The organism is Paenibacillus sp. FSL K6-1096, assembly GCF_037977055.1.
Lineage (GTDB): Bacteria > Bacillota > Bacilli > Paenibacillales > Paenibacillaceae > Paenibacillus_AQ.
The window spans coordinates 3601792-3616313 of the sequence record NZ_CP150274.1 but is presented as its reverse complement, the minus strand read 5'-3'; the positions used below and the strand labels follow the sequence as shown (position 1 = coordinate 3616313).

Sequence of the window (14522 nt, the reverse complement as noted above, 5' to 3'; positions counted from 1 at the left end):
CACCAAACAAACCCATCAGAATTGAAATCTGACGGGTTTGTTTGATTATTAATCTATTTAATTTTCAACTTTAAAAAAGGAACCTGATGATAAGATGAATTGCCATAGTTTCTGAGGTATCGCTAGCTTATCAAGTTCAGCTGCCTTCATAACGGTTTGAATTTCCGCTTCACGACCTTCAGAAACTTTTTGAACCCAATCGGGGTCCATAATTAATGCTCGTCCAATTGCAGCCATGGATATTCCTTTATGTATGGCAAGAGAATCATCCTCTGGACTTTCCAATGATCCTGCTGCAATGATTGGGATTTGACCATGAATATAGTCGACAAATAATTCTAGAAACGTCTTGTTATCCTTGTTTCCATATCTTGGATTTGCAGCATGGGCATCCATTAAAGAAAAATGAACATAGTCGACATTTTCTTCAATGAGCCTGTCAATCATTGCGTAAGTATCCTCCACTCTAAGTGCATCTTCTTGATGTTCTTCAGGAGAAATACGGTACCCTAGGATGAAAGGTCTATTTGCCTGCTTATCAATTGTTTGTTTTACTTCGTGCACAACTGCTAAGGGCAAACGAAGGCGATTCTCTAAATTACCGCCCCAACGATCTTGACGTCTGTTAAAATACGGAGATAAAAAGCTTTGCAGCAAGAAGCCATGAGCTCCATGCAATTCAATGCCATCAAAACCAGCCTCAATAGCACGCCTGGTTGTTTCTCCGAATGCATGAATAATCTCCATGATTTCTTGATCTGAAAGTTCTCTAGGCGATGGCGCATCTGCAGACACCCTATCGTAAACGCCACTTGGGCTAACTACATCCCCATCTGGGATTAAAGCTGCAGCTGCCTTATCTCCAGCATGAAAAATTTGCAGAATAGCAGGAGCGCCTCCGCTTTTAATTGCATCGGCCAGTTTTTTCAAACTAGGAATATAGGAGTCATCGTAGGCTGAAAATTCATTCGTAGTGCCAATCCCGTTTCGTTGGACATGTGTACAGTCTGAATTCAAGGTTAAGGAACCTAATGCGTTGGACAGATTAACGATTCTTCCGGCAGAAGAATTTCTGAGAAGTGGAAGCATTGTTTTAGTGACAGAAAATACACCGAAAACGTTTGTCTCATAGGTACTCTTGAAAACAGACAATTCCAGTTCACTTGGAGGAGTGTCTCCTTTTCAAGTAACGTTACGGCCTCATGTCCTTTATTTTCGCTTCTTGCTCCTATTAAAATCTCATACCCCATAGTTCCCAAGTGTCTTGCTGTCTCTAAACCGATCCCTTTGTTTCCACCTGTAATTAATACGAGCTTAGATTTACGGGATTCATGAAGTTCTCCTCCATGATCTTTGTGGGATTTCCTTGGAGACGGCATCGTCACAATAACCTTTAATGTTCAATAAGTAATACAACCTGTCTCTGGCTATCTCCAAAGCTGCCATAGACAGGCTGTTCAAATAAGAAACAAATAGTTCGTTAACTCCCCGCACGGTAACGCAACCCATTTATGAGAAGATGAACAATATTCTTCGCATGCTCTATATCACCGTTTTTTACTGCAGTACAGAGGCTTGCCATTGCCCACAACAATTCATCCGGTGTAACCTCGTCGGCACGTATTTCACCTGCAATTGTTGCTGTATCAATCAACGTTTTTAAAGCCGGACTTAATTCCTTTACAAAGCAGATCGTTAAGGTTTCATTTGCCGGATCGTCAGAATGTAGTGCTGCAGCTAGCCCTCGCTTAGTCGCTATGAACTCCAAATAATGCAACATCCATCGCTCGAGTGCCTCGATAGGTTTATATCTAGCCGCTAAGTCTCCGGCAGCATGTGCACAAGCATCAATTTCTTGACGAAAAACAGCTTCAATTAAGTCTGATCGTTGTGGAAAGTGGCGGTAAACAGTTCCAACTCCGACACCAGCCTTATCCGCAATCTCTCGAACTGGAGCGTCAACGCCCGAAGTTTCGAATACTGTCATTGCTGATTGAAGTAACGCATTAATGTTACGCTGCGCATCGGCACGCATGTTTCGAGTTGTCTGCTGACGAGGTTCCATTCCTTCGATGCGATCTCCCGTATTGTTATTTTTCATTTTAGTAATATCCCCCTCAATTCAATTCCCTTATACATCAATAGAAGTAAGCGACACAATTAAAATTAGCGTAGGAATTATAAACTCATTGTAATTAAATCTTTCGAAAGGTGTCCATTTCATTCTTCAAAAAGGAGAAAAAAACCCTCTTGCAAACGGAACGACGTTCCGTATATAATAGGAACAACGTTCCGTTTATGACTGGCTATAGCAGAACAAAGGCGGATTCACTCATAATAATTGATTGAGGAGAAAGGGAGGTATTTCAGTATGAAAACCAATGTTAGTGCACCCTCTACCATCATTTCTGTGAAGTCGATAGCTCTAGAATCCCCAGAACGTGGTGAGGATTTGTTAGTTAAAATATCTGCTCCAACCACTGGTGACAATTTGCCAATCATTCTATTTGCACACGGTAATGGATCGTCGCTTGACGGTTATGCACCTTTAACCGATTACTGGGCTTCACACGGGTTCGTGGTCATTCAACCTACGTTCCTTGATTCGAGAACTGTGAACCTTGCTCATGACGATCCTCGTAAGCCACGAATTTGGCGTTTTCGAGTCGATGACATGAAGCGAATTCTCGATCAGTTAGATCTTATTGAAGCTGCTGTGCCAGGCCTCAGCGGACGTACTGACCGAAGCCGCATAGCTGCAGCCGGACACTCTTTTGGCGGTCAGACAGCGGGCAATCTTTTGGGCTTGAGAGTTCTAAATCCAGAAACCAAAAAAGAAGAAGACCTGTCTGACTCACGCATTAAAGCAGGCGTACTGTTCGCCACCGCTGGGTTAGGTGGAGATAGCCTGACACCATTCGCCGCCGAGCATTTGCCGCACCTTAACGTAAGTTTCACGCACTTGACCACGCGCACCCTTGTTATTGTTGGTGACCAGGACGACCTCCCGCAAAAGTATCAGTTAACCGTCCGTGGCCCAGACTGGATGTACGACCCTTACCTCCTTAGCCCAGGAGCCGAGAGTCTGCTCACCCTCTTTGGTGCAGAACACTTACTTGGCGGAATCTCTGGTTACGAGGTTAAGGAGACAACTGATGAAAATCCAGCGCGTGTTGCCTTGATTCAGAGAGTAACGTCAGCTTATCTTCGACATGCACTTGATATTGAACATGACAGCTGGTTGGCAGTTCAAAAGTCTCTATCAGAAGATGTAAATCCAATTGGTAGAATTGAATCCAAATAAGATTTGGTACGAAATTTCTGATCTGCTGATCAGGAATCAGGTCAGAAGCCATTTGTGCACCTGCATAGATGGCTTTTTAGCGTTTAACTGCGTAACCAAACCAAAGTTTATTGTCTGTGAAAATGTATGAATAGTATGGGAGCACACCCCCCCGCGCCGCGGTGAAAGGAACTTCGCTGTCAGAGTGATAAGGTGAAACGTATCACAAGTAACGGCAAGTTTTTAGCCAGTGTAAAGTCGATTTAAGCCATTGATTGCCTATTCCCTAAATCTATCCAATGCTATGATTTTACATATCAGATGCGCAAGGAGATGAACAGATGAGTAAAGATGATTTTTTGCGGTCCATGCTATCCGACAAGGTCAACATGACCCCGAGTGGGTTCGTAGCCGATCAATTAAGCCCCGAACAATTCAAGGATTGCCACGAGCTGATATTTGACAGTCTATTTGAAATTCATACGTCTGACATATCGGGAATAGGGGGCTACGGACGGTTCAATGAGGATGGCACACCGGAATATGAGAGCTGCAGAGATTTTCTGACCGATACGTTTGCTGAGGACAAAGAAGGGTATTGGTATAATTGGAGGGACATGTTCGGAACAACGGTTTTGCAACGGGATTTCTTTGAACACTACTACAAAGAGATGGAGGCGCGAATTCCTTATTGCGAGGGCAGACGTTATTTAGTAAATAACTTTGCGTTTTTCATCAACATGATTACGGATGGTAAAACCACGGTGGGGTTTCCCGACTGGAGCTACTCTGGTATTGGAGACTGCCTGATCGATTTTGCAATCATGGACTTAAACAAACCTTATCTGCGAATACCGGAGCTTCTTATGGAGTACTGCAAGAATCGGAGAATCATCATTCCCGACTTCAAGGAAAGGTTCTTATGTATGGCGTATTACAAAGGGATCGATGGATTGCGCTGGCACGCATCGATTGACGATACAGAATCGTGTACATCCATGATGAAATCTATCAGCGAACTAAAAGATCGAATTTACGCTTTGTAGACGGTGATAACATGAAATATGAGAATGGCAGCGACATCCTTCCAGAGGAACTATTGAGAGAAGTTCAAAAGTACGCCTCAGGTAAGCTTATTTACATCCCCGCTGGAGAGGAAAAGAAAGCTTGGGGTGCAGCCTCCGGTTACCGGGAGCAGTTACAGAGAAGAAATCGTATGATTCGCAACAAGTACGCCCATGGACGTACCGTGTCGGAGCTTGCTGACGAGTACTGCTTGTCTTTGGATTCAATTAAAAAAATCCTATACTCGAAGAAACAGGCTGACTACGCAGCATATGCACCGACTATTGAGTCAGCCGTGGAATATGCGAACGGCGGGATACTTGAAGAGTGGATGTACTGCTACTGGCAGCTTTCCAAAAACGCATCTGTCCATACGGAAAATTCCATTGCAGACCGAATCTATTTTGGGGTCGTCAAGTTTCCCTTGCGTCTTATTCAAAGGGATGAATTCGATACCGGTAACTCCCATGTGAATGTAACCGAAGATCATTCCGCTCTACAGCCTCTTATCATTGAGTATCATCAAGGGAAGTTTTACTGTACTGAACAGAAGGAGATATTGGCGGGACTGATCCAATGCAAGGTTAATTCGTACCCGACCATTATCGTGTTGCGGGAGGTTACGGATTATAAGAGGTTTACGAATCATTTTGGAACGGTATTATTTTTCGTCAAATAAAGCATGAAATGGGCCATCCCGCCAGGGATGGCCCTAAATAACTACGCAAACCGGGTCCACGACTTCAGCGTCTGGCGCACATCGGCGCCGTCGACGATCATTTTAACGATATCCTCGTTAATCAGCTGTCTCGATGAATTCCACTTTTCGTTCAAATAGAAACCGCTTGGGAGGACGACATCCATTTCTTGTATATATCGGGACCAGAGTCGGCGCGAGGTCATTCCACACTGTTCTGCAACCGATCGGGTAATCGGCAGCGTCCAGGGATGGCTGAAACGCTCCGGCCGCTCGAATACATGGTGCTTGAGGAATGCCCAGGCCAGTTCAGGATGCTTGCACTTCGTCGTGATTCCGGTCGCCCCCATATAGACCATATTCGCTTGCACGCCTCCGGGTATCTGTGGTAATCCGACGACGTCGAACTCTTCCCCGATGCCCTCAGCTTCAACCGAGCCGACAAACCACGTAAACGCACTGATTAACGCAAAGCCTTGATGCAACTCGCCTGCTTTGGACGGTTCGTCAGGCTTGCGGCACACATGGAATTCACGGTACATGTCAATTACGAGTTGGAACGCTTCGATCGTCGCTTCGCTGTCGATAAATCCGTGGGCCGTCGACCCGTCCGGAGATAAATAACTTCCACCGTTGCGCATGATAAATGGCTCGTAATACTCAATATCCGGTCCTGTCGCAAAACCAAATTGCGTCGCCACACCATTCTCGTCCCGAATCGTCAGCTTGCGGGCCATCTCCATCATCTCGGCCCATGTCCAGTCATCCGTCGGGTATGGCAGTCCTGACGCGTCCAGCATCGCTTTTTTGTACATAATCAAAGGAATAGATACGCCGTCAGGAAGGCCGGGAAGCGTCCCATCCTTCGTTGCCACTCTCATAATGCCGGGATTCAAATCCTCCTCCAGCCCCGGTGTCGCTCTCACAAACGGAAGCAGATCGATGAAGAGCCCCTTCTGGTTGAACAGCCACCAGCCCCCGCTATCCATTAAATCCGGCTCTTCCGAGTGGAATGCCTGTAACGACTCATAATTGTCAGCCGCTTGAATAAGGATGATCTCGACACCGGGATTGGCGGCTTCGAATGACGCCTTCGAAGCCATGATTTCTCCGATATGCTCAAGCTGGGTCAATAATTTCAATTGAATGTGACTCATCTTTCTTCCCTCCCCAATATTAAGCTCATGGCATTCTCCAAATAACCGATCGCAGCTGCTTCGAACACTTTGGCCTGCTGCAGCAATGAAGCGCATTCCGTCCGGACTTCCGTGGTGAGCAGGGATGAGCTGCGGATAAACGGCACAAGCGTGCTTAGACGCTGCAACTCCTCCGAAGCTTGTACATACGCCTCCGATGCCAGCAGCACAAGGCGCATTGCCTCACCCTTGAGCGGGACTGACTTAAGGTACAGCGCCGCATGTTTCCTGGTCTCCGAATACACCGCTGCCAGCTGCCCCATACCGTATCTGTTTGGCAGGATTCCGGAGTCCGTCATGTAATGGATCCACCTATCATAAGCCATTAACCCCGATGTATATGACAAATAATCGGTCATCGGCCAGTAGTTGCACCCTTTTCGCCCATAGTGGATCGCGAACTGTATCGCTTCAATCGCACGATCCTCGGCAGATCGTTTACCTGAGACGGATTCTGCTGTTTTCCCGTCGATCCCTGCCAGAAACCTTAACGGATTTTCTGCCAAATCATCATAATTAAGCGTTTTTCCCTCCGGCAGCATTAGGTCGGTAACGTATACTTCCCGCTTAGCATCGTCATAGCCGTAGATGAGTGACCATTCGTGAACATGAGGCGAAGACGCCACTGTGTCGAAATACAGCACTGGTTTACCCATGTTAATATACCTGCGAATAAACGGCAGAATCGCTTCCTCGATCGGGAGCACAACGGGAAAGCGCTCCGATGCGGCAAGCAGCGGAACTGGCTTTTCCGATAGCTGTCCGCAGAGGATACTGATCTCATATCCCAAATCTTCCACAATCGTCTTCAATGTCTGCCGCCAGTCAAAAATATAAATTCCGTCCGCAAATGTCGTTTTGTTGGAGATTTTCATCCGGAAAGCAAATCCGGACTCACCCATCAGGTCCTGCGTATTCCGCTGATCACCAATCGATGCCAGCATATGCCCGATCCGGTCTACGAACGTTGTTAGTGTTGAGGAAGTCTGAGGCCACTCCGCCAGCTTCACAATACGCGCTTGATTCATATCTTCTCCTCCTTTCTCTGGAGGAAGGCCGAGCATAACCCGGACATGAGCCTGACGGAGCTTGCGCCGGGCACGGTGCAGATACGTATGTACGGAGCCGGTAGTCGTATGGTACATCTGTGCGATCTCGTCGGGGGACAGCTGTCGGAAAAAATAAGACTCGAAGATACCTCTTTCCCTGCGATTGAGCGCGCGCAGCAGCACATGGATCGTCTCGAACAGCTCCTTGCGCAGCAATTGCTCTGCGGGGTCCGTCTTCTGTGCCGCCGACATTGCGCTCATCCGGGTCAGGTGGCGCAGCAGGCTGTCAAGGTTATCCCATTGGATGGGGTCCACTCCGCCGTATTCGTTCTCCTGCCATCCGCCGATAGGCTGCTCCCGCTTGTAGGGGCCTCCCCGACGCAGCCGCATATTTGCCTGATTTTGTACGATCCTGTGTAACCACGGCAGGAAACGGCTTGTGTCCGCGAGCGTTCCCACATGCAAAAATGCGCGGACAAGCGCATCCTGCACGATATCGTCAGCCATATGCGAATCTTGCGTCATCCGTTCCGCCCATCGCTTCGCCCGGTCCCGGTGCGTCTGAATCAGCTCGCCGAACGCTTCGGTATCGCCCATTTTCGCCCGTTCTGCCAATTCCTTGTCACGCTTGTTTTCCTGATCCTCCCGTATTGCGCTCGTTACCCCTAACTCCAAACGATCCATAACGCTTCCCCTCCTGACCGTGCGACACTTCTACACCATACGGCGTTTCCGCTGAGCTCCCAGCCCGGTGGTGTGGCACTGCATCACGTCCTCCGGTTGACCTGCATGCTCAAAAAATATAAGCCTTCCATTAAAGGAGATGCCACAGGGAGATGTTCTCTTAACAGGTATTTTAAAAAAGTGAAAAGTTCTAGCTGCCCAGATTGATCACTTGAAGAGTACTTCGAAACATAGCTAATGTCAGGAGAATTTACTCATCTCCACTGTTAAAAACATGAATGTTACCCATGACATCATGATATCATTCTTTTCTGAGTCAGGTATCATACCTCTAACGATTGCCTACGAAGCTTTTATCCAGGATTATGAAGGAACTGACATGAAAGCATTCGAAATTTATTTTTCGTTTTTGTTGCAAAATGGTATAGAATAATTGACTGTTGGCTACCATAGCATATATTATAGATGTTATTTTGCAAAATAAATGCAAAATGGAGGTGATATTATGCTCCTTGAGTTTAGAACCAAGAACTTTAAATCCTTTAAAGATGAACTGGTATTCTCAATGACTCCAGCACCAAAGCAAAAAGGTCTGGATTACAGTATTTTAAAGGAAAAAATTGGTTCAAAGGAATATAAGGGTTTGAGCTCAGCAGTTATTTACGGTCCAAACGCTTCAGGAAAGACCAACATTATTGGTGCAATGGATGTCCTTAAAAGCATTATTTTAAGAGGGCATATTCGTAATGGGGACAGTAAGTCAAAAGCGAACCCTGCTGCGGGTCAGTTGGAGTTGATTCCTAACCGCTCTTTACAAAAGAAAACACCAGTTGATTTTGAAATTAAATTCATTGCAAATGATTTAATGTTTGAATATAAGCTGTCTCTTGATCTGGGTGGTTTTCTTGATGAGGATTACAAGCGTAAGGTCGTATCCGAGACACTCAGTGTTAATGAGAAACTAGTCTTTTCGAGAAATCCTTCGTTAGAGTTTGGGGATTTGAATGTTATTAAGAAGTACGTCATTGTTGGGTTTGAGGGAAATGAAGAAAGCCTGTTTAACTTGGCCAAGAATAATTTAAATCCATCAGAGTTGTTCCTGATGAATGGTTTTAAGATCATGTTTAGTTCGAAGCTTTCAGATATTATTAAAAACTGGCTTGAAGATAAGTTTATGGTCTTTTGCCGAGCAGATTCTCTTCAGTCTCTGCCTTTAAGCTCTAAGAAGGCAACAATCTATATCAACTCAACGATTAATGAAGCAGCTCGTATTTTCGGGATCAACTCCAATGCTTTGGGATATCTTGCGAATGATGATGACTCTGAACCTAAACTTGTTTCCCTTGTAGGTGGCCAAAACGGAAATATGCCCGTACAGGCAGAAGTATTTGAGTCATATGGGACAATTCGCTTCGTCAATTTGTTTCCCGTCGTTATGAGTGCATTAGTCAATGGTGGCACTCTGGTTATTGATGAGTTTGATGCTTCCCTGCATCCGATGGCTTTGATGAGTATTGTAAACATATTTCATAATGATGAGGTGAATAAGAAAAAATCACAGCTGATCTTTAACACCCATAATCCGATATTCCTTAACTCGAATTTGTTTAGGAGGGATGAGATCAAGTTTGTAGAACGTGATGATGAATCCTTCTGCAGCACTCACTACTCGCTGTCCGACTTCGGTACCTCTGGCAGGAACGGAGTAAGGAACGGCAGTGAATATATGAAGAATTATTTCGTTAACCAGTACGGAGCAATTAAGGATATCGACTTTACCTCTGTTTTTGAAAATCTGTTGGAGAGCAGAGGTGAGCTAGTCGAAGATGGTAGCAAATCGGAGGGATAATAAGCAGTACTTTTATACCGTAGAGGGTGAAACTGAGAAATGGTATTTAGATTGGCTTGAAGATGAAATTAATGCTAATCTAGATGCTGATCCGTCAGCTAATATTAAAGTATCGATAAGAAGCAAGGTAGAAAAGAATCCACTAAAGTATGCTAAAAGTATTCCGATCATCACAAAGTGGAAATTACTCATCTGTTCGACTACGAAAGTCATGAAATGGTGCATGTTAAACAGTTCCTCGAGACCTTGGATCTTCTGAAAGAGGCTAACAGTATCAGGGGGAAACAGATTAAATATCTCATGGGTTATAGCAACCTAACCTTTGAGCTCTGGATGGCTTTGCACAAAAATAATTTTAACGCGTATGCCGAACATCGGTCTCACTATCTGCGTCACATCAATAACGCCTTCAATGAGCGATTTACTGAGCTTAACACTTACAAGGAAGAGGACAACTTCAAGCGAATGCTTCGCAAATTGTCGTTGGACGATGTAAAGGCGGCAGTAAGAAGAGCCAAGACAATAATGCAGCGGAATACAGAAAACAAGTTGCAAGTGCTACAGCACAAGGGCTTTAAATATTTTAAAGACAATCCTTCGCTCACCATTCACGAGTCGATCGAGAAAATATTGAAGGATTGTGGACTGATCTAATTGTATAGCTTTCAACGGAATCGTGACACAAATCTATTCATAGTATAAACAACAGTGGCGGCCTAGCAGGCCGCCCTTTGTTTTCGCCGATAGAACCGTATAAGCTAACGGAATCAATTCTGCATAATCTTCGCCATCTGCGCCTCGAATTCGGCGTAAGTGATTTTACCCAAAGCTAAATCCATGCTATGGAGGTAGATCTGTTCTGTTCTCGAATATTCACGCTCCACTTTCAGTGACTGCTCCTCCCCCGGGAGGGGCTCCAGGACATGATACTTGTTCGAGAACGCCTCGAAATAGCGGTAGCCGAATTTGCGTTGCGACACCGCGTTTATATGAATTCCATCAGGATTCGCGGTCAAATCCGCCGCCGTTACAAAATAACAATTTGGCTGTTCGTTAGCGAAGCGCTGTAGTTGTTCATTGACCTGTCTATACTCTGTCGCTTGCTGTCCAAAACCAGTCTTCCCAAGGAAATCACCAAGTCCGCCAATGATGAGCGGCACCTCATCAAGCTTCAATTCGCTTCTTAGGGTCTCAATGATCAGGGTTAATTTCTCGTAATACGTTTCATGCAGCGATTGATAACTGTCGCTCTCACCCTGGTGCCACAGAATTCCGCAGATTTGACTGGACCGCAAGGCGAAGCGGGCTTCGGACAAAGCATGCTGAAACAGGATGCACTCCGGATGCCAATCCTTCAACGAGCTGCCACCTTCTGCACAGGGAATCAAACCAATTTCTTCATCAGGATGAGCTTTCGACCAGGCATCGGCGAAAGACGCCGCCAGGCTTACACCGGAGACCGGACGGTCATAATTCATCGGCTCTGTCATCATCTGCCACTGTCCATTGCGCAGCATTTTTATTTTTTCATTATAGATAGGGTCGACTTCATGCAAGAATCCGCGGCCTGCCATATTCGATTGACCCAGCATTAAAAATGATTTTATCATTTATTCTTCATTCCTTTACCTGACGATTATAGTCTAATTGAATCATTATATTGTCTGATTAGACTAAAATCAATTAATGAGACTATGCCTTGTGTGCCCGAACGCTACTGACAGACCGCTGTCAGTAGCGTTGTTGTAAGCTGGATTCAGCGTAAGAAAAAGGAGCTGGGTTCAGCAATGAATACGGAGGATTTGTTCGAGAGGGGAATGCCTTCCTATTGGATAGGCGTCGTCTCGGCATCGCATGTACAACGCGGGGTTAGTGGCGGCTTCGCCCAAATGTGTCACGGTAAATCTGCACCTTTACGCAGAATGCAGCCTGGGGATTGGCTTGTGTACTATTCTCCTCGAACGGAGATAAGAGACGGCAAGCCGTTGCAGGCGTTCACCGCCATTGGCCGGGTTATGGACGACCATGTGTACGAATATGCGATGTCCGCGACGTTCGTACCCTACAGGCGGAATATCGAATACGTTCCTTGCCAAGAAGCAAGAATCAAAGGCTTACTTGACCGGCTGTCCTTCACCCGCGGCAAGCGGAATTGGGGCTACCCGTTCCGTACCGGCCACTTTGAGATCAACCAAGAAGATTTCTTTACTATCGCTGAAGCGATGCATGCGGCCATCGAATAAAGAGATGGCCTTTTAACTTGCCGTTACACTTGTGCTTTTTGCCGCAGCTTCAGTTTCGTGCTTATTTTATGATTAATGGTGCTTAATTGGAGCGGTTATTGAAGCAGGAGGTAAGGATCATTTATGACTGAATTATTAGCGCCGGCAGGGAATATGGAAGCTTTGAAGGCGGCAATCTCTAACGGTTGTGATGCCGTATACTTAGGGATGCAAAAGTTTGGTGCACGCGCATACTCCTCTAATTTTGATCTGGAATCGTTGCAAGAGGCTGTGACGTATGCGCACCTGAGGGAAGTTAAAATCTATGTTACGATGAACACCATCGTGTTCGAAAACGAAGTTGAAGAGATGAAGGAGCAGATCCGCGAGTTAAATGAAATCGGTGTGGATGGCATTATCGTCCAGGATCTTACAGCTTTCGATTATATCGTTAACAACTTTCATGATATGGAAGCGCATTGTTCCACTCAAATGGGAATCGACGATGTAGACGGAACTTTATTATTTAAAGAGCTTGGTGCGAAAAGAGTTGTTCTGTCCCGTGAGGTTAAGATTGAAAAGGTTAAAGAGATCAAAAGAGTAGCGGACATTCCTTTAGAAATTTTCGTTCACGGCGCGCTATGTGTGTCTTATTCGGGAAACTGTCTAATGTCTGGACTAACCGGCTTCAGGTGCGCAAATCGCGGAAGATGTGTGGGTTCATGCCGTAAGGCGTACGACCTGATTGATAAGACCAAAGATACTTCTTTAGGCACAAGCTATATTTTATCGACTAAGGACCTGAACACCATCGATTATACCGATGATTTACAAGAAATTGATTCTCTGAAAATAGAAGGCCGAATGAAAGTGCCGACGTATGTGGCTAATGTTGTATCGAAATATCGTAAGGCCTTAGATCATAAAATCACCGCAGAAGATAAAGAGCATCTGAAAAAAACCTTCAATCGAACCTTTACGAAAGGGTATTTGTTTCACGAAGACCGGAGAAATATTACAAACATCTCTAGACCGAATAACTTTGGTTATGAGATTGGAACCATCAGCAAGATCACTAAAGATACCTATGAAATAACACTTACCCGTCCTATAAATCAGAACGATACCATTCGCATCAGTCACAACAGTGAAGATATTAATCTGACCGTTGCCAAACTGTACGATAAAGCTGGCGGCTTAATCAACAAAGCAGATGATGTCTGCTATATCAAAATCAAAGAAAAGATGTCTATAGGCGATGTAGTCTATAAAACGAAGGATTATTTCTATACCAAAGAATTAGAAGCATCTCTGGAAAAAGAATTTAAGCGGTTTAAACTCAATATTAGAGTATATGCATATCCAGATTCAAAGCTTGTCATAGCTGCGGAGGGCTTAGGCTTCGAATATTCCTATGAAAGCGAGGAAATACTGGGCGAAGCCATTAATAATCCAACCACCAAAGACCAGGTCATCAAGCAATTCTCCAGATTAAATGATACGATCTTCGAGCTTCATCAAGTCGATTATGAGGAGCGCAATGCATTTATTCCAGCTAAACTGTTAAACGCCGCAAGAAGGGATATTGTACTGGGCTTATATGACTTGAAGCTTAACAGCCAGCAGAAGAGAACCAAGGCTGTGCCTGCAAAAGAAAAAATCAGCTTTACCCCTGTAAAACCATACCTTACGGCCTCTGTAACGAATCAGGAGCAGTATGATGCTTGCGTGAGCTGTGGAATTAAGGAGATCTATTTTGACAATGTGGTTAGAAGGAATCAGAATGATTATGAGGAAAAGGAAGGGCAGCTGCTGATCGGCGGATATGGCGGAATTCATCACTACAGAGCAACCAATCCGTTTGTTACGGACTATTCTCTGAATGTTGTTAATGCGGCGAGTTGCTATGAATTATATAAATTAGGTGCCAAGCGGGTCACTTTGTCGTATGAATTGAATAAGAGTCAAATTGAAGATTTGATGAATGCCTATGTTGAAGAAAATGACGGCTATCCTGCACTTGAAATGATCGTATATGGCAAGACCCCTCTGATGTTCACCAAATATTGTCCGATGAGAAAAATGAATCAATGCAGAGTCTGCAAAACGAAGAGCTATGAGCTAAAAGATGAACACGGAACGTTCCCGATCCTGTCCCATGAGGATTGTACAGCGACTCTTCTTAACGGGAAGACGCTTAATCTTCTGGATGAGCTGCCGGACATCAAAGGAATCGAGGCGCTCCGGTTAAACTTCACCGTTGAATCTAAAGAGCAGGTTATGAACGTCATTCATATGGCCGCAGGCAAATTAAATGGCACAATGAATCATGCTGTCTTTAATCAGGACACAGATACAAGAGGACATTATAATAAAGAGATTGTGTAGGTAGGTTTGAAAGAAGGCCATTCGAAGAAAAGCTCGCAGGAGCCTATATTTACAGCATATCGACGATAGGAGCAGGGGAGTCACACTCT

At 45.0% G+C, this 14522-nt stretch carries 12 protein-coding genes and 1 pseudogene; 7 read left to right on the top strand and 6 right to left on the bottom strand.

Annotated elements, in window-relative coordinates:
- Positions 1–57: 57 nt before the first annotated feature.
- The 3 genes and pseudogenes from MHI24_RS16095 to MHI24_RS16085 form a co-directional block, all read right to left on the bottom strand.
- On the bottom strand, positions 58–1152 hold the full coding sequence (locus MHI24_RS16095; protein WP_340020581.1) for an NADH:flavin oxidoreductase: 1095 nt from the start codon (positions 1150–1152) through the stop codon (positions 58–60).
- A gap of 83 nt (positions 1153–1235) precedes the next feature.
- A pseudogene (locus MHI24_RS16090) lies at positions 1236–1379 on the bottom strand (hypothetical protein); the annotation flags it as partial.
- A 101-nt stretch (positions 1380–1480) separates the two neighbouring features.
- Positions 1481–2101, bottom strand: coding sequence for a TetR/AcrR family transcriptional regulator (locus MHI24_RS16085; protein WP_340020580.1), 621 nt, complete (start codon positions 2099–2101; stop codon positions 1481–1483).
- Positions 2102–2371: 270 nt separating this feature from the next.
- On the opposite strand from MHI24_RS16085, the gene MHI24_RS16080 reads away from it, so the two are divergent.
- The 3 genes from MHI24_RS16080 to MHI24_RS16070 all read left to right on the top strand — a co-directional run bounded on the left by MHI24_RS16080 (position 2372) and on the right by MHI24_RS16070 (position 5027).
- Complete coding sequence (locus MHI24_RS16080) at positions 2372–3304, top strand: chlorophyllase (RefSeq protein ID WP_340020579.1); 933 nt, start codon at positions 2372–2374, stop codon at positions 3302–3304.
- A gap of 320 nt (positions 3305–3624) precedes the next feature.
- A complete protein-coding gene (locus tag MHI24_RS16075; RefSeq protein WP_340020578.1) occupies positions 3625–4329 on the top strand; it encodes a hypothetical protein in 705 nt (234 codons plus the stop codon).
- Between the two features lie 11 nt (positions 4330–4340).
- Positions 4341–5027, top strand: coding sequence for a CD3324 family protein (locus tag MHI24_RS16070; RefSeq protein WP_340020577.1), 687 nt, complete (start codon positions 4341–4343; stop codon positions 5025–5027).
- Between the two features lie 41 nt (positions 5028–5068).
- Here MHI24_RS16070 and MHI24_RS16065 read toward each other — a convergent pair whose 3' ends face one another.
- Positions 5069–6202 (bottom strand): extracellular solute-binding protein, encoded by a 1134-nt coding sequence (locus MHI24_RS16065; protein WP_340020576.1) that lies wholly within the window; start codon positions 6200–6202, stop codon positions 5069–5071.
- Positions 6199–7974 carry an RNA polymerase sigma factor gene (locus tag MHI24_RS16060; protein ID WP_340020575.1) on the bottom strand — a complete coding sequence of 592 codons (1776 nt, stop codon included), beginning with the start codon at positions 7972–7974 and terminating at the stop codon, positions 6199–6201. Before MHI24_RS16060 ends, MHI24_RS16065 begins: the two co-directional genes overlap by 4 nt.
- A 505-nt stretch (positions 7975–8479) precedes the next feature.
- Here MHI24_RS16060 and MHI24_RS16055 point away from each other — a divergent pair.
- Together MHI24_RS16055 and MHI24_RS16050 are read left to right on the top strand one after the other, a co-directional pair.
- Positions 8480–9823, top strand: coding sequence for an ATP-binding protein (locus tag MHI24_RS16055; protein ID WP_340020574.1), 1344 nt, complete (start codon positions 8480–8482; stop codon positions 9821–9823).
- 216 nt (positions 9824–10039) lie between these two features.
- Positions 10040–10477, top strand: coding sequence for an RloB domain-containing protein (locus MHI24_RS16050; RefSeq protein ID WP_340020573.1), 438 nt, complete (start codon positions 10040–10042; stop codon positions 10475–10477).
- Between the two features lie 113 nt (positions 10478–10590).
- Here MHI24_RS16050 and MHI24_RS16045 read toward each other — a convergent pair whose 3' ends face one another.
- On the bottom strand, positions 10591–11433 hold the full coding sequence (locus tag MHI24_RS16045; protein ID WP_340020572.1) for a sialate O-acetylesterase: 843 nt from the start codon (positions 11431–11433) through the stop codon (positions 10591–10593).
- A 177-nt stretch (positions 11434–11610) separates the two neighbouring features.
- Between MHI24_RS16045 and MHI24_RS16040 the strand changes: the two genes are divergently transcribed.
- Both MHI24_RS16040 and MHI24_RS16035 read left to right on the top strand, forming a co-directional pair.
- A complete protein-coding gene (locus tag MHI24_RS16040) occupies positions 11611–12066 on the top strand; it encodes an EVE domain-containing protein (protein WP_340020571.1) in 456 nt (151 codons plus the stop codon).
- A 123-nt stretch (positions 12067–12189) separates the two neighbouring features.
- Positions 12190–14433: a U32 family peptidase gene (locus MHI24_RS16035; protein ID WP_340020569.1), complete on the top strand. Its 2244-nt coding sequence runs from the start codon at positions 12190–12192 to the stop codon at positions 14431–14433.
- The last annotated feature ends 89 nt before the right edge of the window (positions 14434–14522 follow it).

Excerpts from the sequence above, each read along its gene's own strand:
- MHI24_RS16085 (WP_340020580.1), bottom strand. The coding sequence starts at position 2,101 with ATGAAAAATAACAATACGGGAGATCGCATCGAAGGAATGGAACCTCGT.
- MHI24_RS16080 (WP_340020579.1), top strand. The coding sequence starts at position 2,372 with ATGAAAACCAATGTTAGTGCACCCTCTACCATCATTTCTGTGAAGTCG.
- MHI24_RS16075 (WP_340020578.1), top strand. The coding sequence starts at position 3,625 with ATGAGTAAAGATGATTTTTTGCGGTCCATGCTATCCGACAAGGTCAAC.
- MHI24_RS16070 (WP_340020577.1), top strand. The coding sequence starts at position 4,341 with ATGAAATATGAGAATGGCAGCGACATCCTTCCAGAGGAACTATTGAGA.
- MHI24_RS16065 (WP_340020576.1), bottom strand. The coding sequence starts at position 6,202 with ATGAGTCACATTCAATTGAAATTATTGACCCAGCTTGAGCATATCGGA.
- MHI24_RS16060 (WP_340020575.1), bottom strand. The coding sequence starts at position 7,974 with ATGGATCGTTTGGAGTTAGGGGTAACGAGCGCAATACGGGAGGATCAG.
- MHI24_RS16055 (WP_340020574.1), top strand. The coding sequence starts at position 8,480 with ATGCTCCTTGAGTTTAGAACCAAGAACTTTAAATCCTTTAAAGATGAA.
- MHI24_RS16050 (WP_340020573.1), top strand. The coding sequence starts at position 10,040 with ATGGTGCATGTTAAACAGTTCCTCGAGACCTTGGATCTTCTGAAAGAG.
- MHI24_RS16045 (WP_340020572.1), bottom strand. The coding sequence starts at position 11,433 with ATGATAAAATCATTTTTAATGCTGGGTCAATCGAATATGGCAGGCCGC.
- MHI24_RS16040 (WP_340020571.1), top strand. The coding sequence starts at position 11,611 with ATGAATACGGAGGATTTGTTCGAGAGGGGAATGCCTTCCTATTGGATA.
- MHI24_RS16035 (WP_340020569.1), top strand. The coding sequence starts at position 12,190 with ATGACTGAATTATTAGCGCCGGCAGGGAATATGGAAGCTTTGAAGGCG.